Below are 24239 nucleotides of genomic sequence, written 5' to 3' on the forward strand. Positions count from 1 at the left end.
GCTCATCGGCTCACCGGGAGCACCGAGCGGTCACCGGCGAGCCGCTTGAGCACGAGCTCGGCGCTGATCAGGCACATCGGCAGGCCGACGCCGGGCACCGTGCTCGCGCCGGCGTAGAGAAGGCCGTCGACCTTGGTGGAGGCGTTGCCCGGCCGGAAGAAGGCGCTCTGCCGCAGGGTGTGCTCGAGGCCGAGGGCGCCGCCCCGCCAGGCGTGGTAGCGGGTCGCGAAGTCCTGCGGGCCGATCGTGTGGCGCACCCGGATCCGCTCGCGCAGGTCGGCGATGCCTGCCCACGCCGCGATCTGGTCGATGGCGGCGTCCGCAGCGCGCTCGACCTGTGCCGATCCCTCCCGGTCCTCACCGCCCGACCCGATCGAGACGTCGGCCGGCACCGGGACCAGGACGAAGAGGTTCTCGCAGTCCGGGGGCGCCACCGAGGGATCGGTAGCCGAGGGCTTGCAGACGTAGACCGACGCGGGTTCAGGCACCCGGGCGTGTGTGCCGAAGATGTCGCCGAAGTTGGCCTCCCAGTCGGAGGTGAAGAACAGCGAGTGGTGCGGGAGCTGGGGCAGTCGACCATCGACGCCCAGCATCGCGAGCACCGCGCCGGGTCCGGGGGAGCGGTCGCGCCAGGCGGATTCTGGATGGGTCTGCAGTTCGCGTGGCAGCAGCGCGGTCTCGAGGTGGTGGAGGTCGGCCGCACCGACGACCACGTCGGCCATGACCGTGCGCGGCCCCTTGGGACCACCGTGCTCGACTCCGGTGACGACCATCCTCCCGTCCCGCTCCGCCGCGAGGACCCGGGTGACCGGTGCGCCGGTACGAAGGCGAGCACCGTGCTTCTCAGCAAGGTTTGCGATCACTTCGATGAGTCGGGTGAAGCCGCCCTGCGGGTAGAGCACGCGATCGCCGAGGTCGAGCCTGCTCATCAGGTGGTACATGCTCGGGGCCCTGTTCGGTGAGGAGCCGAGGAAGACCGCCGGGTAGCCCAGCACCTGCCGGATCCGCTCGTCCTCGAAGCGAGACGCCACGTGCTGTTCGAGTGACCGCGTCAGCAAACGCGCCAGCGTTGGCGCGCGCCTCACGATGTCGGGGTGGAGGAAGGCGGAGGGGGAGTCGAAGTTGCTGTAGAGGAACCTTCGCAGCGCCACGTCGTACGTCTCGCCCGCCGAGGCGAGGTAGGCGTCGAAGCGTTCGCCGGCGCCCGGCTCCAGCCGCTCGAACAGTGCGCGGTTGTGCGCGACGTCGGGACGGACGTCGACGGGGTCGCCGTGGCGCTCGAAGAAGACCCGGTAGCTCGGGTCGAGCGTGACCAGGTCGAGCTCGGACTCGGCGGTCGTGCCGAGCAGCGCGAAGAAGTGGTCGAACACCTCGGGCATGAGGTACCACGAAGCGCCGGTGTCGAAGCGGAAGCCGTCGCGCTCGATGCTGCCGACCCGACCCCCGAGCTCATCGTTCTTCTCCAGCAGTTCGACGCGGTGGCCGTGCGCCGCAAGCAGGGCCGCCGTGGCCAGTCCCGCGATGCCGCCACCGATGACGACGACCTCGAGCGAGGACCCAGTCCGGGGCGAGGTCACTCGACGGCCGCGCAGCCCGATCTTCACGCGCGATCTCCGCAGTTCGCGTCGGTGCGCTGCAGGCCGCATCCCCGGGGGAACCGCAACAATGCAACGCCGAGGATGCTGCTCCGTGGCGTTGATGCAGACACAGGACTCCGATCCGGGAACGAGGAATTCACTTGTGTCCCATCCAGAGCGCACCCGCGACGATTCGAAGTTTGACTCCATCCGGCACACGCACCCGGGATCGACGGATCTCCGACGGGGGTGTGCTTCGCAGGCGGGTGGACAGCTCAGTGAAGGTTCCATGCGCCGCGACCACGGCCCGGCGACTGCTCGGAGGTAACTGCTCGATCGCAGCTGCGGCGGCTACGAGGTCTCCGTCGAGGTCGTCGAGAAGACGATCACGGTCGCGTTCAGAAAAGGTGGCGACGTCGAGACCGGGAAAGTAGGCGCGCCCGAGCAGGTCGTGGTCCTCGGCCAGATCCCGCAGGAAGTTCAGCTTCTGGAATGCGGCTCCAAGCCGCCGCGCGCCGTTCGACAACCGGTCGTAGGCTGCCGCCGGATCCGATGGTCCGTCCGGTGCCGCGAGAAACGCCCGAAGGCACATCAGGCCTACGACCTCGGCCGAGCCGTACACGTAGGTTCCGAAGGATGCTGTGGTGTGCTCGCTGAGGCGCAGGTCCATCCGCATTGAGTCGAAGAAGGGGGTCACGAGATCCTCACGAATTCCCACGGACACAGCCGTTCGGGCGAACGCATGGACGACCACGTTCCCGCTGTAGCCGACGTCGAGAGAGTGGTTCACGTCTTGCTGTAGCCAGTCGAGCATGCGCTCTCGGGCGGCTCGACTGAGACCGGGGTCGGGGTTGTCGACGATCTCGTCGGCAACCCGGACGAGCGCGTAGACGTTTCGGACCTGGCTACGAACTGGTTGTGCCAGCAGCCGCGAGGCGAGCCCGAAGGAACTGGAATACTGGCGGATCACCACGGCGGCGCTGCTCTCGGCGACACCGTCGTAGACATTGCCGATCCGATCTCGACGCCGACACGGGGTCATGCAGCGGCTCCCGGGCCGCCGGTGAGCGCGTCGGGTTGTGCGAGCGCCTCGACGAGCATGTGCGTGGGGAGCCCGACCTCGTCCAGGAGCGACCGCGCGTCTTGCACGTACTCGCCGACGAGGTGCTCGACGAAACGTCTGGATCCGCTTGCAATCAGAAGGTCCCGGGCGCGTTGCAACTCATCGCTGTCGAGTTCTCGACCCACATAGCGCGACAGGTCTGCCCACGTCGGCGTTGATCGAGCGTGGACGATGAGCGGCGTCTGCTTGTTGGTGCGAAGGTCGCCGGTCGCGCTCTTGCCGGACACCTCGGGATCACCGAAGACACCGATGAGGTCGTCCTTGAGTTGAAAGGCGATGCCAACCAGACGCCCGGCCTGCCCCAGCCGCTCGACCGTGTCCTCGTCGGCGCCAGCAAGCAGTGCCCCAGCCTGCAGAGGAAGGCTGAAGGAGTATGCGCCGGTCTTCTGCTCCTCCATCGCCAGACTTTCCTGAAGGCTCGCGCGTGCGTGATGCAGGGAGAGTCGAACGTCGGCCAGTTCGCCGGCGGCGGAGGTGTGCAGGCCGACGTCGAAGAGGTCGAGGAGCTGACGCACCACCGGTGCGGGTGCGCCACAGACGGCGACCGCCCGGATCGCGGTGGCCAATGCGAGGTCGCCGGCGAGGATGGCTGCGGTGCGGCCGTAGTGGTCGGCGTCCTCGGAGTTCAGATGCAGGGAAAGCGCCGTCTGGGCGAACGTACCGTTCACGTTCAGTCGACCCCGGCGCATCACGTCGCCGTCGATGAGGTCGTCGTGGATGACGAAAGCCGTGTGGAGCAGCTCAAGTGCGGCGCCCACCTCGGCGGCCGCCGCCTCCTGGTGTCCACCCAACGCGTCGTGGGTCGACATCAGGAGGTACGGGCGGAACCGTCTGCCGCCCTCCGTCGCGGACCGCAGTGAGTCCCACAAGGCGACCTGCTCGGGACCCACGAACTCGGCTCGAGCCCGACCGGCGCCCAGCAGCCGTGCCAGCGCCTCATCCGTCGATCGGTTCTGCATGGCGTCTCTTTCCTCGGGAGGTCTGACAGTAATCTATGCAAGAGTGACAACTCAATCTACGCATCATGAATGGATCGGTTGATGTCGGACGGTGTGGTCCACAGCCTGAGCATCGGTGAGCTGTCCGCGCGCACCGACGTACCGGTCGCCACCTTGCGAAGCTGGGAGCAGCGCTACGGCTTCCCGTCGGCAGCCCGGGAGGCCGGGCGTCATCGTCGGTTCTCCGAGGGTGACGTCGAGGACGTCCTTCAGGTGAAGCGGCACCGCAGTGCCGGCCTGGGCCTCGCTGCCGCAGTCCGGCGAGTTGCCATCGATTCGGGTCACGGCAGCTCCGTGTTCGCCCAGGTGCGTCGGCTGCATCCCGAACTCACGCCTCGGGTGATGTCGAAAGCTGCGCTCACCGCTGTGAGCCATGCGATCGAGGACGAGTGCTGTGCGCGGGCGGCGCTTCCGCGGCTGTTCGGGGGGTTCCAGACATCTGAGTTTCTGCGCGCCTCGCGCATCCGGTGGAACGAGTTGGCGCGAACCTCCCAGGTGACGGTCGCGTTCGTCGATGTTGCATCGGCGAGCCGACGGAACGAGGCGCCTAGTGCCCTCATGGAGATCCCCACGCCTGCGGCATCGCCTCTGAGAAGGGAGTGGTTCGTCATCTGCGATGCGGAGGATCTGCCGGCGCTGCTGATCGCTGTGGAGCTGCCAGCGAGCCGCCCACGCCCGGACGGGGGTCGCACCTTCGAGATGGTCTGGTCCGCCGACCCTGCCGTCGTGCGCAGTGCGGCACGGGTGGCAGCGGCGCTCGCGGACGACCACCTCCCCGGACAGAGATCGTTGAGTGACCTCATTCCCTTCGACGACCCTGCGCCCGCCTCCGAGGACCTGCGCCGCGCGGGAGAACTGTTCGACCGGGTGATCGGATATCTCGACCGGACGCTGGGACGACGCGAGTCCGCCTCGAGGCCCGACGCCGGCCCGGCAGGGGCCTGAGGACCCGGGCAGATCGCAGCCTCGGTCCCCGCACGAGAGAGCGAGTATCCCCATGCTGAACAGCTTCAGCGTCACCCGTCGCGAGGAGATCGTCATCGATCAGGAGATCGATGACGTCTGGAGCGTGCTGCTCCAGCCCGACGTCTGGGTGCGTCACACCCCGTTCCTTCGCGCCATCACCGTTCTTGACGAGGATCATTGGCGATGGGAGATCGCGGGCATTGCCTGGCCCGGAGGCACCATTGGGGCGGTGATGACCGAGCGGATGCGGCGGATCTCGCCGCGCTGCCTCACCTTCACCCATCTGCCAGGCGACCGCCCGGAGGTAGCTGGAGCCGACGGCCGTTTCGATCTCTCGCCTGTCCAGGGGAATCGGTCGACGCTGCTGGACTTCACCATGACCGTGACGGCACGCCTCCCTCTGCCACGCTCAGGCTCTGCCGTTGTTCAAGCTGCCATGCGCCAGGTCCTGACGCGGATGCTCAAGGCTTTCGTGCGCGGGCTGGCTGCCGAGGTCGAGCCCCGGTGAACGCCTCATCTGGACGCGCAGCGCCCCGATTGGGTTCCCAATGTGCTGTTTTGCCTTTTGGGCACTGAACTGCCACGCTGATGACATGACGCGAACGGGACTGCGCGAGCTGAAACGTGAGGCGACCGCACAGGCCCTCGCCGAGGCTGCTTTCGTGCTGACCAGGACGCGCGGGCTCGACGGCTTCGTGATCGATGACGTGGCAGAGCTGGCGGGGTATTCGCGCCGTACGTTTGCCAATCACTTCTCGTGCAAGGAGGCGGCCGTGGCGGCGGTGACCTACCCAGGCATCACCGCAGCGGGTGACGCGCTGGAGGACGTCTCGGAGGACGTTCCCTTGCTCGACGCGATCCAGGCGGTGCTCCAGCTGCAGCTCACGACCGAGAGCCTCTCGCGCATGCGCGAGGTCATCAGGCTGGCTGACAGGTTCCCCTCGTTACAACCGCACGTGCTTGCTGTGCAGTACCAGATGCGGCTGGAGGCTGAGCAGCGAGTGCGATCGGTGGCGGGCGACCGATACGGCCAGACCTATGTGCCACTTCTCTTCAGCGCGCTCTACGGCATGGTCTCGGCCGCGCTGGAAGGGTCGGTGGATGTCCGTCTTCCCGGGGACGTCGACGTAAGTCCTGATTCGATCGACTTCGACCAGTTCCTCGACGTGGCCTTCAACCACCTGCGCACCGGTTTCTGATCCCGGATCCACCCCCTTCCTCCAGAGGAGAGACCTGCATGTCCACGTTCTTGTACCGCCTCGGTCGCGGCATCTACGGCAAGCCTTGGCCGGTGATCCTCGGCTGGGCGCTGGTCCTTGTCGCGGTCGGCGGCGCCTTGGTGGTCAACGGGGTCAAGGTCACCTCCGAGATGAAGATTGACAACACCGAGGCCCAGCAGGTCCTCGACCGCGTCGTGGAAGAACTGCCCGAGGCATCTGGCGGTCAGGCCAGCGTGGTCTTCACCGTTCCCGAGGGCGAACAGCTGGACACGCCGCAACGGCTCGCCACCATCGCGCAGACCGTGCAGGACGTCTACGCCCTGGAGCAGGTGGTCAATCCAGCCGACCTGGTCGACGCCCAGGCGCAGCCGGGTGCCTCTGGCCAGGACCAGCCCGACGCAGGTCCGGAGGCTCCGGACGCGGGTCAGACGAACCCAGAACAACCAGGAGCAGAGCCGCCGCCCTACCAGCCGCTCGTCGTCGACGGCACCCCTGTACCGGGTGTGCTGGTCTCAACCCAGGCGCCCGTGGCTCTGTTCCAGTTCCAGTTCACCGTGCCCTCGACGTCGCTGACCGACGAAGAGGTGTCCGCGGTGCTCGAGGTCGTCGAGGACGCCGAGAACGGGGGAGCCGGCCTTCGCGTGCTGCCGAGCGACTCACTGAAAGCGATCGAGATCCCGGTCGGTGCTGCCGAGGTCGTCGGCCTGGGGGTCGCGGCCGTGGTGTTGGTGCTCACCCTTGGCTCGCTCGTCGCCGCGGGGCTGCCCTTGATCACCGCTTTGGTCGGCGTCGGAATCGGCGTCGGCTCCGCGTTCGCGCTGTCGACCTCGGTCGAGATGAACAACGCCACCCCGGTGCTGGCACTGATGGTGGGTCTGGCGGTGGGCATCGACTACGCGCTGTTCGTGGTCAACCGGCAACGACGCTTGATCATCGACCAGCGGCTGGAGGCGCGTGAAGCAGCCGGCCGCGCGGTCGGTACCGCGGGCAGCGCCGTGCTGTTCGCCGGACTGACCGTGATCGTGGCTCTGGTCGCGCTGACCGTCATCGGGATCACGTTGCTCACCACGATGGCTCTCGTAGCCGCAGGCACCGTGCTGCTGGCCGTCCTGATCGCGCTGACCCTGCTCCCGGCGCTGCTCGGACTCATTGGCGAGCGGATCGTCTCCACCAAGGCGCGGCAGAAGGGACACGCCAAGCAGAAAGAGGGAACCCACACCGTGGCCGACCACTGGGTGAAGGCCGTGCTGCGCTTCCGCTGGCCGGTGGTCCTCGGCGTCGTCGCCGTACTCGGGGTGGGTGCCGTGCCTGCGGCCAGCTTGGATCTCGGTCTCCCGACCGGCGCCACGGCGAACACCGATACCGCCGCCCGGCAGAGCTACGAGGCCGTCACCCGAGGCTTCGGTGAGGGATTCAACGGGCCCCTGCTCGTGACCGTCGAGTCCGCCCAGGGCACTGCCGTCAGCCCGCAAACCCTCGGTGAGGTCACCCAGCAGCTGCAGCAACGTGACGACATCGTGGCCGCGGTGCCGGTCGGCACCAGCCCTGACGGTGCGATCTCCGTGCTGAGCGTCATCCCCACCTCCGGTCCAGACGACGATGCCACGGCCGACCTCGTCGAGACCCTGCGCGCCCCGTCCTCGTCCATCGCCCAGGACTACGACGTCGTGGTGGGCGTCACCGGCTTCACCGCGATCGGCATCGACATGTCCGACCGGCTGGCCGAGGTCGTGCCGGTCTATCTCGCCCTCATCGTCGCCCTCTCGCTGCTGATCCTGCTGGTGGTCTTCCGGTCCATCGTCGTGCCGGTCCAGGCCACGCTCGGGTTCCTGCTCAGCATCCTGGCCACCTTCGGCGTGACCACCGCCGTCTTCTCCTGGGGCTGGTTCGGTTGGCTGGTCGGCGTCGACACCGGCGGACCGTTGATGAGCTTCATCCCCGTCATCGTCACCGGGATCCTGTACGGCCTGGCGATGGACTACCAGGTGTTCCTGGTCTCCTCGATGCGCGAGTCCTACGTGCACGGCTACCACGGCCAAGCCAGCGTCGTGCACGGCTTCGACCAGGCGAGCCGGGTAGTCGTCGCGGCCGCGGTGATCATGGTGTCCGTCTTCGCCGGGTTCATCTTCACCGACGACGTGATGATCAAGCAGATCGGGTTCGCCCTCGCGGTGGGCATTCTCATCGACGCGTTCCTGGTGCGCATCACCTTGACGCCGGCGCTGATGGCGGTCTTCGGCGACAGGGCCTGGTGGCTGCCTCGCTGGTTGGACCGGATCCTGCCCGACCTCGACGTCGAAGGCGACCGCCTGCTGCAGATGCTCGAGCGGCACGAGCACGATGATGAGGGACGGCGCTCTGAGACGGTTGGCACGAGGTAGCAGGCAGGAGCAAAGGGCGGGCGCAACGTTCGTGGGCGTAAGCAGCCCCGTTCTCGAGGCATGGCTGGTCGTCGCGTTACTCCGCTGTCGAACGAGTGGCGGCATTCAACACCAGTGCCTACCTCCGGACCGAGGCGAGCGGGCGACGCGCGACGGACAGGCTTGATCGCGGTCAACCACGGCGGGGGGCCCGCGAAGGCACTCACCCGCAGGAGTGAGGCCAGTCGCGACCGGGGACTGCGCTCGGTGGTGCCCGCGCAGGCGCTGCTTGTGCAGCGCCAGTCCCGCGGTTCTGGAGACTGGCGCCTACAGCGGTGCGCCAGGGCCCTGTCCCACCGCCGCTGTCGCCCAGTGAAGCACGAGTCGCGACCAACGGAGGCCTCGCTCGGGCGAGATGCCGCTCGTCACCAGGCGCGCGCTGGTAGGCGAGTCACCATGCGGTGAGCCCGCCGTCGATGACCAGGTTCGCACCGGTCACCCAAGAAGCTTCATCCGATGCCAGGTAGAGGGCTCCGTAGGCGATGTCGTCTGCTGTGCCAGCCCGCTTGATCATGTGCTTCTGGAGCAGGTCTGCCATCGTGTCCTGGAACTCCGGAGCCTCCATCATGGGCGCCGTCGCGGGAGTGGCGACCAAGCCGGGCGAGATGCTGTTGGCGCGGACACCGAACGCCGCACCCTCCGCCGCCAGCTGGCGGATAAGCGCGATCACGCCCCCTTTGGTCGCCGCATGCGCGAAGTCGCCGAGAGACTCGAAGCCGATGAGTCCGGCGGTGGACGCGGTGTTGACGATCGCGCCGCCGCGAGTCTTGAGAAGCGGGAAGGCGTGATGGCATGCCCCGTAGATCAGGTCGAGCTCGTTACGGATCGTGAACTGCCACACGTCCCAGGTCATGTGCTCCACCGGGGCGAACTTTGGCGCGGAGGCGTTGTTGTACAGGATGTCGATCTGGCCATAGCGGTCGATTCCCCAGTCGAGCCAGCTCTTCACCTCGTCCCCCTCGGCGAGGTCCACCACGCGGAAGACTGAATCGCCACCGGCGGCGTCGACCAGCTCGACGGTCTCGTCGCCCCCCTCTTGCTTGACGTCAGCACCCACCACGCGCGCCCCCTCGTGCGCGAAGAGGAGCGCTGCCGCGCGGCCTTGGCCGCCGCCCGTGCCGGTGATGAACGCCACCTTCCCTTGCAGTCTGCCTGCCATCGTGTGTGCTCCGTAATCGTGAAAGCGAGTGCCGGCGCGGAGTGGCACTCGGCCCCAAGCCTTCGATACATACGTGCGTGCATGTATGCTCCAGTGTCGTGCCTGTGAAGACGAAGACGCAAGAGGAACGCTCAGCCTCCACCCGCCGAGCGCTGCTGGACGCCACCGTGGCCTGTCTGGCCGAGGTCGGCTACGCCGGGACCACCAGCGCAGCGGTTGCGGATCGGGCTGGCTTCTCGCGTGGAGCGCAGCTGCACCACTTCGGTAGTCGTGATCAGTTGGTGGTCGCCGCCGTGGAGCACCTGGCCCACCTCCGTCTGGGGGCCGTGCGCGAGCAGCTGTCGCAGCTGGGCGCGAAGGGCGACGCGATGCCTGCGGGGCCGGAGGCTGCTCTGGGACTTCTGGCGGAAGCCTTGTCGGGACCGTTGTATGCAGCGTCGCTCGAGTTGTGGGTGGCCGCCCGTGCTGACCCCACCCTGCGGGAGGAGCTGGTGCCGGCGGAAGACCGCGTCAACGCCGAGCTTGCCGAGATCTGCCGCACCTACGTCACCGACGATCCCGTGGAGATTCGCTTGACCCTCGACCTGCTCCTTGGCCGCGGGGTCAGCGGCCTGCTGATCCCTCATCAACGGGCACATGAGATCGAGGCTCTGTCGGCCTGGACGCGACGTCTGACCGGGCACCCTCGTGGTTGACATCCAAGCTTTGTTGGCGACGTGGGAGCAGAAGTTCGGCCCGCACCCCGACGGCGCGCTTCTGCCCGCACACCATGGCCAATGCCTCGGATGCGGGCCCGACAATCCCCACGGTCATCACCTGCGCGTCTCTCGCCGAGGTGAAGGCGTCGTCGCGCAGCACGTCTTCGACGATCGTCATGAGGGCGCGCCAGGCATCGTGCACGGGGGAGCAGTCGCGACCGTCTTTGACGACCTGTTCGGCTTCCTCCTGTACCTGGCGGGCGAGCCCGCGGTAACCCGGCAGCTGAGTGTCGAGTATCTCTCGCCGGCGCTGATCGGCACGCCTTACTCACTGGAGGCAGCCGTGACCGGCCGTGAAGGGCGCAGGCTGTTCGTCACCGCCACCCTCGCTGGGGCGAACGGCGCACAAGTGGCAACGTCGACAGCCACCTTCGTCACCGTCGGTGTGGACCACTTCCACCGGGACATGACCGGAAGAATCGATGACGAATGACGACAGGGCCACAGGCACGGCGACGCAGGCGCTCCGGCAATCACTCGATGTCCGAGCACGCCACACAGACAGCACCGCACTGTGGCGGCGCAAGGTCGGGAAGGCCGACCACAATCTGTTCACTCATGATGGAGGTGCGCAATGGCGGCAACGGGCCTGCTCTCGGTGGGTGAACTGGCACCGGACTTCGAGCTACCCGACCAGACGGGAGACCGAGTCAGCCTGACCGGGCTGCTCGGTCACGGTGCCCTCGTCATGTTCTTCTACCCGGCGGCAATGAGTCCGGGCTGTACCGCACAGAGCTTCCACTTCCGCGACCTCGGCGCAGAGTTCGCCGAACTCGGTGCCAGCCTGGTGGGCGTCAGCCAGGACTCCGTGGAGCGCCAGCGTCAGTTCGACGAGGCCAACCACCTGGGCTACCCCCTGCTGGCGGATGTGACCGGAGAGGTCTGCCGCAAGTACGGCGTAGCCCGAACCGGCGCCCCCGCCCGACTCCTGCCGATGCGCCGCTCGACGTGCGTCATCGCGCCTGATCGGCACATCATGACCGTGGTCCACAGCGAACTGCGGATGGACGCACACGCGGATCGAGCACTCGCAGCGTTGCGCCACGCAGCCTCCTAACGCCGTGACGGCCGGGCCTGGGGGAGTCATGGGCACGACTGGCTCAGATCAACCTTCGACCATGCGATGCCCGCTCCCGCTGCCGGCTCGCCAGCGCCGGCGAGAGACGTCCCATGCGTGACGGGGGCGCCGAAGATCGCGGCCCGCAGGGCCGTGGGCCGTCAGGGCGGACGGGACGCCGCCTCGGCCCTAGCACCACCCGGGCGGCCATCTCAACGGCGGCCCTGCACGAGTTCGCCGCATCGGGTTACGAGGGTGCGAGCGTCAGATCGATCGGGCGACTGGCGGGCGTCGACCCCGCACTCATCGCGTACTTCTTCGGCTCCAAGCGCGGCCTGTTCGATGAGGTGACGCGTCTTCCCATCGAAGCACCCCAAGTCGTGAGCCTCGTGCTTGACGGCGAACGAGCAGCCGTGGGAAGACGCCTGGCCCGGGTGGTCCTCGAAACGCTGGCCGACGCCCGGAACCGTGCCGCGATGCTGGCACTCCTGCGGTCGGCCAGTCACGATCGCGAAACCGCGACACTCATCCGTCTGGCAGTCGTTGGCGACGTACTGATGCCCATCACGACAGCCCTCGACGTGGCCGACGCCGAACTGCGTGCCGAGCTCGCAATGGCTCAGATCTCCGGATTCATCTTCGCGCGGCACATCATTGAGGTCGACGCGATGGGCGCCAGCGACCTCGACCGACTCACAACGGCACTCGGCGGCATCCTTCAACACTGCCTGACAGCTCCCGTGGGGAACTAACCGGATGGACTGCCCACCGGGCACCTAGTCTGCGCCGCAAGTGCGTGGGGCCGTGGTCGACCGCGTCGGCGCTTCAACGACGCGCGGGCTCGATACGATCCGTCTGTGCAGGATGTCCAGCGGGCGGTCGAACGTCTGGGAAGCGCGTTGGAGGACAACGGCATGCCGCGCATGCCGTCCCGGGTCCTCGCCCACCTCATGGCCGAAGACCGGGGGCAGTGCACCGCAGCGGAGCTGGCCGCTGCCTTGCGGGTCTCACCCGCCGCGGTCTCGGGCGCGGTGCGGTTCCTCACCCAGCACGGACTCGTTGTCAAGGAACGCCGACCTTCTGGTCGCGGCGACGTGTACAGACTTGTCGACGGAGACGTCTGGGCGACCCTCATCGCCGCCAGGCACGCCCAGTTCGAGCACTACCTCGCATCCCTGGACGCGGCCGTGTCGCTCCTCGAACCGGGCAGCCCTGGCCGGGCCAGATTCGAGTCGACCCGCCAATGCATCGCCTTGGCCCAGGAGTGCGTCGCCGAGCTGGCCGAGCGCTGGTCAGCCACGTGAGCACCGCTGCGCCCAAGCGTCCGTAACGACACCAAGTCCTTGTGCTCCGAAATGGATGAGGTGCACGGTCGTGGTCCCTCTGGTCGGCTCCGGACCGCGTTCACCTACAAGCGAACGCACTCGTAGTACCACGCTGCCCTGACTTACATACATGCATGACGGCATGTATGCTCGATGCAAGGCACACGATCGAGAGGGTCGATGTCCGGCGGAGGTGTCGCGATGCGCGCTCACAATGACTGGCAAGCGCTGGCCAGCCTGCTCCTCGACGTAGGCTGGTACCTCATGTGGTTGACCTACGGTGGCCTCGTCGCCCTCGGCAGCTGCTGGTGCCTGGGTTATGGGGGATACCGGGCGTGGCAGGAATGGGACCGCGACTGGAGTCAACGACGAGCCGAGCGGCGCCTGCAACGGACCGAGCGCCGCCTGCAGCGGGAAATCGACGTCGGGCTGCGGCAGGTCGAACACTTCCTGCAACACGAGATGCCGGTCGCGACAGCGGAAGGAACCGAGACGAAACGGCGGCCCCAAAGCAGAGGCGACGAAGCGGATCTTTGACCACTCGCCCAGCCGCTCGGTCGACTTGGCTGCACGAAGCCAAGGGCCGGGTGCGCGACTGGAGCTTGAACTAGCGCTCCTGCCCCTCCGGAGTCTCCGCATTCCACCGACCGTTCCACCGGTCGACGGCAAGAAACACCTGCCTGAGGTCGCGCCCCCGGGCGGTGAGTTCATAGCGCAGGCAGCCATCGTCGGAGCGCCGAACGACAACGCCGGCCTGACAGAGCTCCTCGAGCCGTTGAGTCAGCAAGCGCGATGAGAGATGCGGAACCGCGTCGAGCAGGTCGGTGAAGCGGACCGGGCCGGCGAACATCGGCCGCACGATCGCAGACGTCCACCGTCTCCCCAGGAACTCGATCGACTCCTGGAAGCGCGGGCAGTGGCTCGCATCCAAGTCCTCGATCACCACCTTCACAGCATTGCACGAATGCCAGCTACGCCGTAGATTACTAATAGTAACTACGCTTCGTAAGCGAATATCGAGGAGGTACAGCCGTGGTCGAGTGGTTCGTGCTCGGCGGGCGGGTATTGTTCGCTGTCCTGTTTCTGGGGAGCGGAGTAGGGCACCTCACGCAGACGCAGATGATGGCTGGCTACGCCCAGAGCAAAGGGGTGCCGTTCGCCCGAGCGTCGGTTCTGGGCACCGGCGTCCTGATCATCGTGGGCGCCGCGATGGTGTTGCTGGGCGTGTGGGCGGACTTGGGTGCGTTGCTTCTGGTGGCGTTCCTCCTCCCGACCGCGATTGTGATGCACGGCTTCTGGAGCGTGTCTGACCCGCAGGGCAAGCAGATGGAGCAGACACAGTTCTTGAAGGACCTCTCCCTCGCCGGGGCGGCGCTGATGCTGTTCGCCTTCTTCGCTGCCACACCAGACCTCGGTCTCACACTCACCGATCCGCTGATGGGCGATCTGTTCGACTGAGCTGGGCACGACTCGTTGGTAGATCCTGCCGCGGATCTTCATCGGCATCACCCAAAGCCGATTTCCGGGCCGAGCCGTGACAAGTAGGCCACCTATCTCGTGGGACAACGAAGAAGAAAACTAGAGGAGGATCCGATGGCAGGACGGCTAGAGGGCAAGGTCGCTATCGTGACCGGCGCAGCCGGATACTTGGGCATGGCTCACAGCGTGCACATGGCACGCGAGGGGGCCCGGGTCGTCGTGACGGACATCATCGATGGGCAGAAGACGGTCGACGCGGTGACCGAGGCTGGCGGCGAGGCCATCTTCCAAAGGGTCGACGTGACGAGCTGGGATGATGTCCAGCGCATGGCCGATGACACGCGCGCGGAGTACGGGCGCATTGACATCCTCGTCAACAACGCGGCCCTCGTAGCCAACATCCAAAAGCCGTGGACAGAGTTCACCCCCGATGAATGGGATCGGAACCTCGCCGTCGATCTGAAGGGCATGTTCATGTGCGCCCGCGCGGTCTACCCGACCATGCAGCAGCAACGCTCCGGACGGATCGTGAACATCTCCTCGGGCACCATGATGATCGGGATGCCTAACTTCTTGCCCTACGTCAGCGCAAAGGCCGGCGTCATCGGCTTCACTCGATCGCTGGCGACCGAGCTGGGCACGGACAACATCACGGTCAACGCGATTCTTGTTGGACTCTTTCCCCACGAGATTGCCGGGCTCGACAACATGGAGGCCATGACCGAGATGGTCATGGGAATGCAAGCTCTGAAGCGCGTTGGCCAGCCTGATGACCTCAGCCCGACGGTCGCCTTCCTGGCATCCGACGATGCTGGCTGGATCACCGGCCAGGCCATAGCCGTGGATGGCGGGTTGGTGAGATCGGGGGGTTGATGGCAGCCCGGAGCCATGAGAACTCTCGCGGAGTCACCAGCGTGTGCAATATGCGGGAAGTGGATTGTCCCGGCATTGACGGCCTTCGACGATACCCAGGCCATTGATTGTTAGGACGCTCCGAACAGCTTTGGCTTGACCGACATCACGAGGAGTGGGTGGCGAGGGGACAAGTTGTACATCTGCGCCACGGAGACATCACTCCAACCGGGGACTTTGGCTGCTTCGTCGAATCAGACATGAACTCCCGGCCCGCAGCTTCGGAAGTGGCTGGGTGAGGTGCCGGTCCAGCTCTTGAAGGCGTGCGAGAAGTTGGTGACGTCGCTGTAGCCGAGTTCGGCGGCGACCTCGCTGACCGACGTGGAGCGGTCGAGCAGCCGTAGCTGGGCGCGGTTGAGGAGTGACTCTTGGAGGAGTTCGCGGAAGCTGGTTCCTTCCGCGGCGAGGCGGCGTTTGAGGGTGCTCGAGGAGATTGAGAACTCGTTCGCGACCGACTGGATTGTCCTCACTCCTGGCCCGTGGTCCAGCAGTGCCCGCACTTTGCGGGTGAAGTCCGGGGTGCCGGCCCGACGTTCGAGGGCCTGATCGAGGTGGGTGATGGCGACTTCGTAGGCGAGCGGGTCGGGGAAGCGGCAGCTCGTGTGAAGCGTCCGTGCAGGGACATGCAGGTAGTTCAAGGGCGCGTTGTAGATGAGCCGAGACCCGGCCTCGGACCCTGCAGGCAGGGACTTCGGCTCCGGCCAGCGACTATGCATCGTCACCTCTGACGCGTCCCCGGCAAGCAGGTCGATCAACCGCATGAGGGCCAGTCCGCAGTAGGTGACGACCAGACAGTCCAGGTCGGGATCTCCAGTGTTTCCGGACACCCGGATCGTGAGGTCATCGCGCTGGGGATGGAACTGGGCGGTGACGGCTTGGGTGATCACCGGGAGGTAGGTCAGCAGCTGCACGACCTCGGCGACGGTTCCCGCGCTGACCAGCGGCACGCTCAGCGGCCCGAAGGACGTGAGCTGTGCCTGTTCTGCGCAGGCGATTCCCAGCCTGGTCGCCTGCTCGGCATCGAGTTCGGGGTAGGCCCCGCGAAACCACCGCAGCGGCGCCTGGGCTTGGGTCTGGATCAGAGTCAGCTCGTCGGTTCCCTCGCGCGCCATGATGGCGCGGAACCGCTCCACGGAGTCCTGATCGATCGCCGAACTGCTCAGCAGCTGCGCGAAGGCAAGAGCTGGGACGCCTGGATCGTCTCTCCACACAGCGACCTCTCGTGATCCGAATTCACAACAGGGTGAGACGGTTCAACATGGCCCCGGCCGTTGTCAACAACAATCATGAAGGAAATGTCTATCCGGCGGTCAAGAGTGGAGAAGTTGTACATGGCAGCGGTTACGTTCGTGTCGCACGACGGGGAGAAGTGCGAGGCGCCCCTCGATGAGGGCTGTTCGCTGATGCAGGTCGCGACGAACAACGCCATCGCCGGCATCGATGGTGACTGCGGCGGAGAGGCCGCATGCGGCACCTGCCACGTGATCGTCGATCCCACGTGGGCCGACAAAGTCGGCCCGTCCGGTCCGGAGGAGGAGGAGATGCTGTCGATGAATCCTGAGCGACAGGCGACGTCTCGGCTCTCCTGCCAGATCAAGGTCTCCGAGTCATGGGACGGCTTGACCGTGCAACTGCCCGAGTTCCAGATGTAGCAGGAGGTGTCCGACGAGATGAAGATCCCTGAAGCAGTGAAGACGAAGGTCGAGGCCGCCATCCCGCTGGATCGACAGGTCCAGGCCGCGCACCTCTACGACAAGGGGCGACGCTGGCTGACCGGTACGAACGGGCAGAAGATGTTCGTCGAAGGTCCGATCCCGCCGGTCGAGGAAGTCGCGCTCGAAGACATCGACCTCAGCAACCCGTTCCTCTATCGGCAGGGGCGCTGGGCCTCCTACTTCAAGCGCCTACGCGACGAGGCCCCTGTCCATTACCAGGCCCACAGTCCCTTCGGGCCGTTCTGGTCGGTCACGCGCCACGCCGACATCATTGCGGTGGACAAGAACCACGAGGTCTTCTCCGCCGAACCTCTCATCGTCATCGGGGCTCCGCCGCGGTTCATGGACATCGCGATGTTCATCGCCATGGACCCGCCCAAGCATGACGTTCAGCGCCGCGCAGTCCAAGGGGTGGTGGCTCCGAAGAACCTCCGCGAGATGGAGAGCCTCATTCGCGAGCGCGTCAGGGACGTCCTGGACAACCTGCCCGTCAACGAACCGTTCGACTGGGTGAGCACCGTGTCGATCGAGCTCACCGCCCGCATGCTGGCGACGCTGCTGGACTTCCCCTTCGAGCAGCGCCACAAGCTCGTCGTGTGGTCGGATCTGGCCACCTCGATGGAGCAGGCCAACGGAGGCCCCTCCGACAACGACGAGCTGTTCCGCGGCATGGTGGGCATGGCGCGTGGACTCGGCGCGCTGTGGCATGACAAGGCCGCCCGCCTCGCGGCCGGCGAAGAGCCCGGGTTCGACCTGATCACCATGCTGCAGAGCGACGAGAACACCAAGGACCTGATCAAGCGTCCCATGGAGTTCGCCGGCAACCTGATCCTGCTCATCGTCGGGGGCAACGACACGACGCGCAATTCGATGAGTGGTGGAGTTCTCGCGCTCAACCGGTTTCCCGACCAGTTCGAGAAGCTCAAGGCCAATCCGGACCTGATCCCGAACATGGTCTCGGAGATCATCCGCTGGCAGACCCCTCTTGGCTACATGCGCCGGATCGCCAAGGCCGACACCGTGCTCAACGGCCAGTTCATCCGCAAGGGCGACAAGGTGGTCATGTGGTATGCGTCGGGGAACCGCGATGAGACCGTGTTCGAGCGACCGGACGAGTTGATCATCGACCGGCGCAATGCTCGCAATCACATTGCGTTCGGGTTCGGCGTGCATCGGTGCATGGGCAATCGGCTGGCCGAGCTGCAGCTGCGCATCCTCTGGGAGGAGCTGCTCCCGCGCTTCGAGAGGATCGACGTTGTCGGGGAGCCGGAGTACGTACAGTCCAACTTCGTTCGCGGCATCAGCCAGCTGATGGTCGAGCTCACCCCCAAGGGCGCCCGATGAGCACAGCGCGCGCGGTGGTGGTCGGCGCCAGCCATGCCGGTGCGCAGCTGGTCGCCAGCCTTCGTCAGGAGGGCTGGTCCGGCGAAATCGTGCTCGTCGGCGACGAGTCGGTGCTGCCGTACCAACGGCCTCCCTTGTCGAAGGCATATCTGGCCGGCAAGTGCTCACTGAAGGAACTGGCCATCCGCTCGGAGGACTTCTACGCCAAGCAGGACATCAAGCGCGTGGCCGCCACCGTGAAGGAGATCGACCGGTCGGCGGCCGAGCTCGTGCTCGGCACCGGCGACCGCTTGGCCTATGACGCTCTAGCTCTGTGCACGGGAGCACACCCCCGACGACTCCGCGCGGAGGGTGCCGATCTCGACGGGGTGCACTACCTGCGTCGGTCGTCGGACGTGGAGCGGATCCGCGAGGACACGATCCCCGGGCGCAACGCCGTCATCGTCGGTGGTGGCTACATCGGTCTGGAGACCGCCGCGTCGCTGCGGGCATTGGGGCTCCACGTCACGGTCCTGGAGGCCGCAGACCGTGTCCTCGAGCGAGTGAGCGCTCCGGAGGTGTCGACATTCTTCACACGCGTCCACGAACACGAGGGAGTCGACGTGCGGAACAATGCATCGGTCGAGGCGCTTGTCGGCGACCGCCGTGTACAAGGGGTGGTCCTGGCGAGTGGCGAGTCGGTGCCAGCCGATCTCGTGATCATCGGCATCGGCATCGAACCGAGCACGGAGCTGGCCGAGGCAGCCGGCCTGGTCGTGGCCGACGGGATCCTGATCGACGCCCAGGCGCGCACCAGTGATCCCACCATCGTGGCCGCCGGGGACTGCACTTCGCAGGACGTGCCCCGCTACGGCCGACGGATCCGCCTGGAGTCGGTCCCGAGCGCCGTGGAGCAGGCCAAGGTCGCAGCGGCGACCATCTGCGAACGCGACAAGGTCATCGCGGCGCTGCCGTGGTTCTGGTCGGACCAGTACGACCTCAAACTCCAGATCGCGGGCCTCAACACCGGCTACGACGACGTCGTCCTGAGCGGTGACCCGACCCGTGACCACGACTTCACCTGCTACTACCTCCGGCAGGGCGAGCTGGTAGCCGCTGACTGCGTCAACCGTCCCCGGGATTTCATGACCAGCAAACGTCTGCTCGCCCAACGGGCCGCGGTCGACGTGGCCGCCCTGACTGCGAAGGTGGCCGTGTGAGCACCAAGGCACCGCTCAACCGTTCGGTACAACAACGACTCGCGGGTCAGCCGCAGGGACGTCGATGCGAATCCTGCCGTTCGTCTCGGGCGTAAGTGAACCGCGTCGGTCCGCGGACGTGAGACGCGCACGCGCGGACGCCCGCGGCCCTGCGTGGTGGCTGGCGCTGCTGGTCTGCAAACCGCTGCTGCTGCTGGCCAGGAGAGCGGACTGGCGCGGCACGGAGCGCCTTCCGCGGTCGGGAGGCGCGGTACTGGCGGTCAACCATGTCTCGCAAGCCGACCCGCTGTTCCTGGCGGAAATGATCCTCGCCCAGGGCCGCACCCCCCGGTTCATGGCGAAGACAAGCCTGTTTCGCAGCCGAGCGGTCGGCTGGTGGTTTCGGTCGGCCGGTCACGTCGAGATCGACCGTACCGACGGCCGAGCCGGGCTCCAAGCCGCCATCGAAGCCGTGGCGGGGGGCGACCTCGTCGTCGTGTACCCAGAAGGATCGATCACGAAGCGGTCGGATGGCCGCCTGATGTCGCTCAGGTCGGGTGCTGTGCGCATCGCGCTGGAGACGTCAGCCCCGTTGATCCCTGTTGCCCAATGGGGCGCTCAGACGATAGTGCCAGCCTACGAAGGGAAGGTCGTGCTGGGACACCGTCGTACGGTCACGCTGCTGGTGGGGGAGCCCGTGCCCCTCGAGGACCTCCGAGAGCTGCCGCCGGCGACGGCCGTTCGTGCGGCGGCGCAGAGGCTTCATGACACCCTCGCACCAATGGTTGACCGGCTCGCCGACGAACACGCACAGTAGCGCCTCAACTTGTCCAGACCAGTGGCGGTAGCCGGTAAGGAGACAGAAATCGCTAGCCTGTCTTTCATGCGGGGACCCTCAATGCGCGAGCGCTTCAGGGAGCACATGCGGTCGGCTGTCCTTGAGGCGGCCCACGACCTGACGGTCGAGCGCGGCTGGGACCGGGTGCGCATGGGGGAGGTGGCTGACCGTGCCGGGGTGTCACGAGCGGCTCTGTACAAAGAGTTCGGTGACAAGGCCGGCCTCGGGGAGGCCGTCGTGCTCCCTGAGGCCTCGCGCTTTCTTGAGGGCATCCAGGGGGCGTTGGAGGCGCACGTCGGTGATGCGAAGCGCGGCATCGCCGCGGCCGTCGACTACACCCTGGAGGAGGCGGAACGCAGCCCTCTGCTCAAGGCGGTGCTCATCTCCCACCGTGAGCTCGATGAGGGGGGTCATGCGTCCACGGGGATGCTCCCGCTCCTCACGACTTCCGCGCGGCTTCTCGACCTCGCCTCCGACACGCTGGCCGGGTGGGTAGCGGAGAGCTACCCCGATCTTCCCTCCGACGACGTCATCGACGCGGCCGACACCATGGTGCGCCTGACGGTCAGTCATCTGGCCCTGCCCAAGTGGGACCGAACCGCGACGGCGCGCAAGATCTCGGAAGTCGCTGTCCGAATCCTCGCCCTCGAATCGTAAACCTCCCGACTTCGTGCTCCTTTCATCGACACGACCGCCAGCCCCATCGCGGAGCGAGGGTGAGCGGCACCTTCCTCCACCGCACTCGTCAGGGACGGCCAGGGGAGTGGCCCAGACGACGGCGACGCCACCGCCGCAGTGAACCCGGCGACGAAGATGCGGTGCTCGCTCCGTACAACTTCCGGGTGAAGCCAGCCCTGACCTTTGCCGCCCGACCACCCGACCTGCTCGCCGGCCTCACCGTCGACGAAGCCGTCCGGATCAGCGAGGCGATCACCGCCGCGCATGCCGAGTCGACCCGCACCGTGTACGAGTTCGCGTGGAGCCAGTGGGAGGGCTGGTGCTCCACCCGCGGCGCCACACCGCTGCCCGCGGAGCCGGCGCTGATCTGCGCGTACCTCACCGAACGCGCCGCCGACGGCCTCTCGGTCGGCACCATCGAGCTCGCCTGCGGCGCCATCGCCTACCGCCACCGGATGCACGGCCTGAGGGACCCGGTCCTCACCGAAGGGGTTCGGCAGGTCCGCCGCGGTCTGCGCCGGATCATCGGCACCGCTCCCCGCCGCCAGGCCCGACCGCTCGGCACCGAGGAGATCCGCCAGATCGTCGCGCACATCGACCGCTCTACCGCCCTGGGTGCCCGCGACGCCGCGCTCATCTGCTCGGCTTCACCTCCGCGATGCGGCGCTCCGAGCTGGCCGCGCTCACTCTGGCCGACGTCGAGTTCCGGCCCGGGGGAGTCCTGCTGACCATCCGTCGCTCGAAGACCGACCAGTACGCCAACGGCCAGGTCGTCGCCGTCGTCCACGGCCAGCACGTCGCCACCGACCCCATCGCCGCCCTCGACGCCGGGCTGGGCCACCGCAGACCCGACCCCGGGCGACTGCTCACCAGCCTGCGCAGCGGGGCGGTCACCACCGACCCGATCTCCGGGGAGCCGATCTCGATCGTGCTCCGCAAACGCGCCCGCGCCGCCGGGCTCGCGGCCGAGCGGATCACCGCGCACTCACTGCGCGCCGGGCACGCCACCAGCGCCGCTGTCGCCGGCGTCGCCCTGGACCGGATCGCCGCCCAGACCCGCCACAAGCGCCTGTCCACGCTGATCGAGCGCTAAATCCGCCCCGCCCAGGCGCTGGAGTACACCTCCAGTCGCGACCTGGGGCTAATGAGGTCCGAGCCGAGGCGCGCGGCTGACGACGTCCCTGGGACGCAGTTAGCCGGGGAGCTCAGGTCAGCTCGCGGCCGAGCTGGCTGATGAACTCGTCGGCCATCGCAAGCTGGCTCTCGAGCTTCTCCCGGCGCTCGGCAGCGTCAGCCAGGATCGCCGTCAGCCGCTCCCGTGCCTCCCCATACCGGTCGCCCGCGTCACGGTCCCGCATGACCTCGATGTCGCGCATTGCCGCGCTCATCTGGTCAAGGGTGAACCCGAGGGGCTTCATCCGCCGAATCACCATGATCCGCTCGACGTCTGCCTCCGTGTAGAGGCGAAAGCCACCATCGGTGCGCCCTGAGGGGCGCAGGAGGCCCACTTCCTCCCAGTGCCGCAGGCTGCGAAGTGAGAGCTCGGTTCGGGTGGCGACCTCACCGATCTGCATCACCGCCGGGGTTGCCTCGGCGGCGGGGGTCGAGGGGGGCTCGCTGGTCACGGGGTGGGCTCTCTCACGTCGCTCGGATTTCAACCCTCACGTTACGTGAGGTTACAGTGGTGTGCAGACTTCCGCCGGCGAGGACGCCGGCACGTGCCCCCCCATGGTGCGCACCATCCCAACCCAGATCCAAAGTCGTCCGGGCCTGCCTTCGAGGCCATGGACGCAACCTGCTGCTGCCACGAACGGAGCCCCACACTTGAGCACCACCCTCACGCATGCACCCGAGCCCACGGTGCGCGCCGCCCTGCGCTCACCCAAGCTGCTGCGCACCGAGGTGCTGGCCGGCCTGGTGGTCGCGCTCGCCCTGATCCCCGAGGCGATCTCGTTCTCGATCATCGCCGGCGTCGACCCCCGCGTCGGACTCTTCGCCTCCTTCACGATGGCCGTCTCCATCGCCTTCCTCGGTGGTCGCCCCGCGATGATCTCCGCCGCCACCGGCGCTATCGCTCTGGTGATCGCGCCGGTCGCCCGCAACTACGGCATGGACTACTTCATCGCCACGGTGCTGCTCGCGGGCGTCTTCCAGATCGTCCTCGGCCTCGCCGGGGTCGCCCGCCTGATGCGGTTCATCCCGCGCTCGGTGATGGTCGGCTTCGTCAACGCCTTGGCGATCTTGATCTTCCTCGCCCAGGTGCCGCACATAGTCGACGTGCCGTGGCTGGTCTACCCGATGATCGCCGTCGGCATCGCCGTCATGGTCGGGCTCCCGAAGGTCACGAAGGTCGTTCCCGCGCCTCTGGTCGCCATTGTGGCCCTAACCGGGTTCACCCTCTTGGCGGCGCTCAACGTGCCCAACGTCGGCGACGAGGGTGAGCTCCCCGACAGCCTCCCGTCGCTGTTCATCCCCGACGTGCCGCTGAACCTGCACACCCTGGAGATCATCGCTCCCTACGCCCTGGCGATGGCGCTGGTCGGACTGCTGGAGTCGCTGCTGACCGCCAAGCTGGTCGACGACATCACCGACACCCATTCCGAGAAGACCCGCGAGGCCTGGGGCCAAGGGGCCGCCAACGTCATCACCGGCTTCTTCGGCGGTATGGGCGGCTGCGCGATGATCGGCCAGACGATGATCAACGTGAAGGCCTCCGGCGCCCGGACCCGGATCTCGACCTTCCTCGCCGGTGTCTTCCTGCTGATCCTGGTGGTCGGGTTCGGCGACGTGGTCGCCCTGATCCCGATGGCTGCCCTGGTCGCGGTGATGATCATGGTCAGCGTCGGCACGTTCGACTGGCACAGCGTCCAGCCCGCCACGCTGCGCAGGATGCCGAAGTCCGAGACCATGGTGATGGTCTCCACCGTCGCCGTGACCGTCTGCACCCACAACCTCGCCATCGGCGTCGTGGTCGGCGTCCTGGTCGCCATGACCCTGTTCGCTCGCCGGGTCGCCCACCTCACCGACACCCACCGCGAGCTCGTCGAGGGCACGGACGGGACCGTCACAGCGGTGTACACCGTCACCGGCGAGCTCTTCTTCGCCTCCAGCAACGACCTCTACACCCAGTTCGAGTACGCCGATGACCCCGACCGTGTCGTCATCGACCTGTCCCAGTCGCACATCTGGGACGCCTCGACCGTCGCCTCGCTGGACGCCATCACCACCAAGTACGAACGCAAGGGCAAGACCGTCGAGATCGTCGGCCTCAACGACGCCAGCGCCGAACGGCACGGACGCCTGACCGGCGAGCTGCCCTCGCACTAGTTCGAGGTTAAGGGGATTCGACGGTGTCCAGATAGTGTCCACATTCGGTCCGCCCCAGTCGGTACTCGACGGGTATCCTGAGGTTGGAAGCGAGGGCGAATCCCTTACTACACCGAGTGAATCGGTAGTTTCCGGCCCGAGACCGTAGCAGTCGCGATGCCTCCG

Annotated in this window: 27 protein-coding genes; 20 read left to right on the top strand and 7 right to left on the bottom strand. The window is 66.9% G+C overall.

The features are described 5' to 3' along the window. Positions 1–2 precede the first annotated feature (2 nt). The 3 genes from crtI to KAG51_RS08890 all read right to left on the bottom strand — a co-directional run bounded on the left by crtI (position 3) and on the right by KAG51_RS08890 (position 3659). Positions 3–1604, bottom strand: coding sequence for a phytoene desaturase family protein (gene crtI / locus KAG51_RS08880; protein ID WP_290582760.1), 1602 nt, complete (start codon positions 1602–1604; stop codon positions 3–5). A 130-nt stretch (positions 1605–1734) separates the two neighbouring features. Then, complete coding sequence (locus KAG51_RS08885) at positions 1735–2619, bottom strand: squalene/phytoene synthase family protein (protein ID WP_290582762.1); 885 nt, start codon at positions 2617–2619, stop codon at positions 1735–1737. Further along, positions 2616–3659: a polyprenyl synthetase family protein gene (locus KAG51_RS08890; RefSeq protein ID WP_290582763.1), complete on the bottom strand. Its 1044-nt coding sequence runs from the start codon at positions 3657–3659 to the stop codon at positions 2616–2618. The genes KAG51_RS08885 and KAG51_RS08890 overlap by 4 nt, the downstream gene beginning before the upstream one ends. 69 nt (positions 3660–3728) lie before the next feature. Here KAG51_RS08890 and KAG51_RS08895 point away from each other — a divergent pair, with 69 nt between their 5' ends. The 4 genes from KAG51_RS08895 to KAG51_RS08910 all read left to right on the top strand — a co-directional run bounded on the left by KAG51_RS08895 (position 3729) and on the right by KAG51_RS08910 (position 8265). Continuing rightward, on the top strand, positions 3729–4643 hold the full coding sequence (locus KAG51_RS08895) for a DICT sensory domain-containing protein (protein ID WP_290582765.1): 915 nt from the start codon (positions 3729–3731) through the stop codon (positions 4641–4643). Positions 4644–4695: 52 nt separating this feature from the next. Next, positions 4696–5172 carry an SRPBCC family protein gene (locus tag KAG51_RS08900; protein ID WP_290582767.1) on the top strand — a complete coding sequence of 159 codons (477 nt, stop codon included), beginning with the start codon at positions 4696–4698 and terminating at the stop codon, positions 5170–5172. A gap of 85 nt (positions 5173–5257) precedes the next feature. After that, entirely contained in the window at positions 5258–5863 is a 606-nt protein-coding gene (locus KAG51_RS08905; protein WP_290582769.1) for a TetR/AcrR family transcriptional regulator, read from the top strand. A gap of 38 nt (positions 5864–5901) precedes the next feature. Beyond that, positions 5902–8265, top strand: coding sequence for an MMPL family transporter (locus KAG51_RS08910; protein ID WP_290582771.1), 2364 nt, complete (start codon positions 5902–5904; stop codon positions 8263–8265). 430 nt (positions 8266–8695) lie between these two features. On the opposite strand, the gene KAG51_RS08915 is transcribed toward KAG51_RS08910, so the two are convergent. Next, positions 8696–9439, bottom strand: a complete 744-nt coding sequence (locus KAG51_RS08915; RefSeq protein ID WP_290582772.1) for an SDR family NAD(P)-dependent oxidoreductase — start codon at positions 9437–9439, stop codon at positions 8696–8698. Between the two features lie 128 nt (positions 9440–9567). On the opposite strand from KAG51_RS08915, the gene KAG51_RS08920 reads away from it, so the two are divergent. The 6 genes from KAG51_RS08920 (at position 9568) to KAG51_RS08945 (ending at position 13140) form a co-directional block, all read left to right on the top strand. Beyond that, positions 9568–10158 carry a TetR/AcrR family transcriptional regulator gene (locus tag KAG51_RS08920; protein WP_290582774.1) on the top strand — a complete coding sequence of 197 codons (591 nt, stop codon included), beginning with the start codon at positions 9568–9570 and terminating at the stop codon, positions 10156–10158. Then, the gene (locus KAG51_RS08925; protein WP_290582776.1) at positions 10151–10654 is read left to right on the top strand and encodes a PaaI family thioesterase; all 504 of its coding nucleotides are present in this window, start codon (positions 10151–10153) and stop codon (positions 10652–10654) included. The genes KAG51_RS08920 and KAG51_RS08925 overlap by 8 nt, the downstream gene beginning before the upstream one ends. A gap of 141 nt (positions 10655–10795) precedes the next feature. Then, complete coding sequence (locus tag KAG51_RS08930; protein ID WP_290582778.1) at positions 10796–11278, top strand: peroxiredoxin; 483 nt, start codon at positions 10796–10798, stop codon at positions 11276–11278. A 113-nt stretch (positions 11279–11391) separates the two neighbouring features. Beyond that, the gene (locus KAG51_RS08935; protein WP_290582780.1) at positions 11392–12030 is read left to right on the top strand and encodes a TetR family transcriptional regulator; all 639 of its coding nucleotides are present in this window, start codon (positions 11392–11394) and stop codon (positions 12028–12030) included. A gap of 105 nt (positions 12031–12135) precedes the next feature. Continuing rightward, the gene (locus tag KAG51_RS08940) at positions 12136–12582 is read left to right on the top strand and encodes a helix-turn-helix domain-containing protein (protein WP_290582781.1); all 447 of its coding nucleotides are present in this window, start codon (positions 12136–12138) and stop codon (positions 12580–12582) included. 222 nt (positions 12583–12804) lie between these two features. Further along, positions 12805–13140 (top strand): hypothetical protein, encoded by a 336-nt coding sequence (locus KAG51_RS08945; protein ID WP_290582783.1) that lies wholly within the window; start codon positions 12805–12807, stop codon positions 13138–13140. 70 nt (positions 13141–13210) lie between these two features. Here the strand turns inward: KAG51_RS08945 and KAG51_RS08950 are convergent, their stop codons facing one another. Then, the gene (locus tag KAG51_RS08950; RefSeq protein ID WP_290582785.1) at positions 13211–13549 is read right to left on the bottom strand and encodes a helix-turn-helix domain-containing protein; all 339 of its coding nucleotides are present in this window, start codon (positions 13547–13549) and stop codon (positions 13211–13213) included. 86 nt (positions 13550–13635) lie between these two features. Here KAG51_RS08950 and KAG51_RS08955 point away from each other — a divergent pair, with 86 nt between their 5' ends. Both KAG51_RS08955 and KAG51_RS08960 read left to right on the top strand, forming a co-directional pair. After that, on the top strand, positions 13636–14061 hold the full coding sequence (locus KAG51_RS08955) for a DoxX family protein (protein WP_290582787.1): 426 nt from the start codon (positions 13636–13638) through the stop codon (positions 14059–14061). A 135-nt stretch (positions 14062–14196) separates the two neighbouring features. After that, positions 14197–14955: an SDR family oxidoreductase gene (locus KAG51_RS08960; protein WP_290582789.1), complete on the top strand. Its 759-nt coding sequence runs from the start codon at positions 14197–14199 to the stop codon at positions 14953–14955. 233 nt (positions 14956–15188) lie between these two features. Here the strand turns inward: KAG51_RS08960 and KAG51_RS08965 are convergent, their stop codons facing one another. Further along, positions 15189–16127: an AraC family transcriptional regulator gene (locus KAG51_RS08965; protein ID WP_290582791.1), complete on the bottom strand. Its 939-nt coding sequence runs from the start codon at positions 16125–16127 to the stop codon at positions 15189–15191. Between the two features lie 198 nt (positions 16128–16325). On the opposite strand from KAG51_RS08965, the gene KAG51_RS08970 reads away from it, so the two are divergent. The 7 genes from KAG51_RS08970 to KAG51_RS09000 all read left to right on the top strand — a co-directional run bounded on the left by KAG51_RS08970 (position 16326) and on the right by KAG51_RS09000 (position 21840). After that, entirely contained in the window at positions 16326–16646 is a 321-nt protein-coding gene (locus tag KAG51_RS08970) for a 2Fe-2S iron-sulfur cluster-binding protein (RefSeq protein ID WP_290582793.1), read from the top strand. Positions 16647–16652: 6 nt separating this feature from the next. Next, positions 16653–18053, top strand: a complete 1401-nt coding sequence (locus tag KAG51_RS08975; RefSeq protein ID WP_290582795.1) for a cytochrome P450 — start codon at positions 16653–16655, stop codon at positions 18051–18053. Beyond that, on the top strand, positions 18050–19252 hold the full coding sequence (locus KAG51_RS08980) for an FAD-dependent oxidoreductase (RefSeq protein WP_290582797.1): 1203 nt from the start codon (positions 18050–18052) through the stop codon (positions 19250–19252). The genes KAG51_RS08975 and KAG51_RS08980 overlap by 4 nt, the downstream gene beginning before the upstream one ends. A 64-nt stretch (positions 19253–19316) precedes the next feature. Further along, a complete protein-coding gene (locus KAG51_RS08985; protein ID WP_290582799.1) occupies positions 19317–20048 on the top strand; it encodes a lysophospholipid acyltransferase family protein in 732 nt (243 codons plus the stop codon). 81 nt (positions 20049–20129) lie between these two features. Then, the gene (locus KAG51_RS08990) at positions 20130–20726 is read left to right on the top strand and encodes a TetR family transcriptional regulator (protein WP_290582801.1); all 597 of its coding nucleotides are present in this window, start codon (positions 20130–20132) and stop codon (positions 20724–20726) included. Positions 20727–20911: 185 nt separating this feature from the next. After that, entirely contained in the window at positions 20912–21475 is a 564-nt protein-coding gene (locus KAG51_RS08995) for a hypothetical protein (protein WP_290582803.1), read from the top strand. Further along, complete coding sequence (locus tag KAG51_RS09000) at positions 21406–21840, top strand: tyrosine-type recombinase/integrase (RefSeq protein WP_290582805.1); 435 nt, start codon at positions 21406–21408, stop codon at positions 21838–21840. The genes KAG51_RS08995 and KAG51_RS09000 overlap by 70 nt, the downstream gene beginning before the upstream one ends. A gap of 112 nt (positions 21841–21952) precedes the next feature. On the opposite strand, the gene KAG51_RS09005 is transcribed toward KAG51_RS09000, so the two are convergent. Next, on the bottom strand, positions 21953–22372 hold the full coding sequence (locus tag KAG51_RS09005; RefSeq protein WP_290582807.1) for a MerR family transcriptional regulator: 420 nt from the start codon (positions 22370–22372) through the stop codon (positions 21953–21955). Positions 22373–22571: 199 nt separating this feature from the next. On the opposite strand from KAG51_RS09005, the gene KAG51_RS09010 reads away from it, so the two are divergent. Next, the gene (locus KAG51_RS09010) at positions 22572–24074 is read left to right on the top strand and encodes a SulP family inorganic anion transporter (RefSeq protein ID WP_290582809.1); all 1503 of its coding nucleotides are present in this window, start codon (positions 22572–22574) and stop codon (positions 24072–24074) included. Positions 24075–24239: the final 165 nt, after the last annotated feature.

This window comes from Aeromicrobium sp. (assembly GCF_023146395.1).
Classification (GTDB): Bacteria; Actinomycetota; Actinomycetes; order Propionibacteriales; family Nocardioidaceae; genus Aeromicrobium.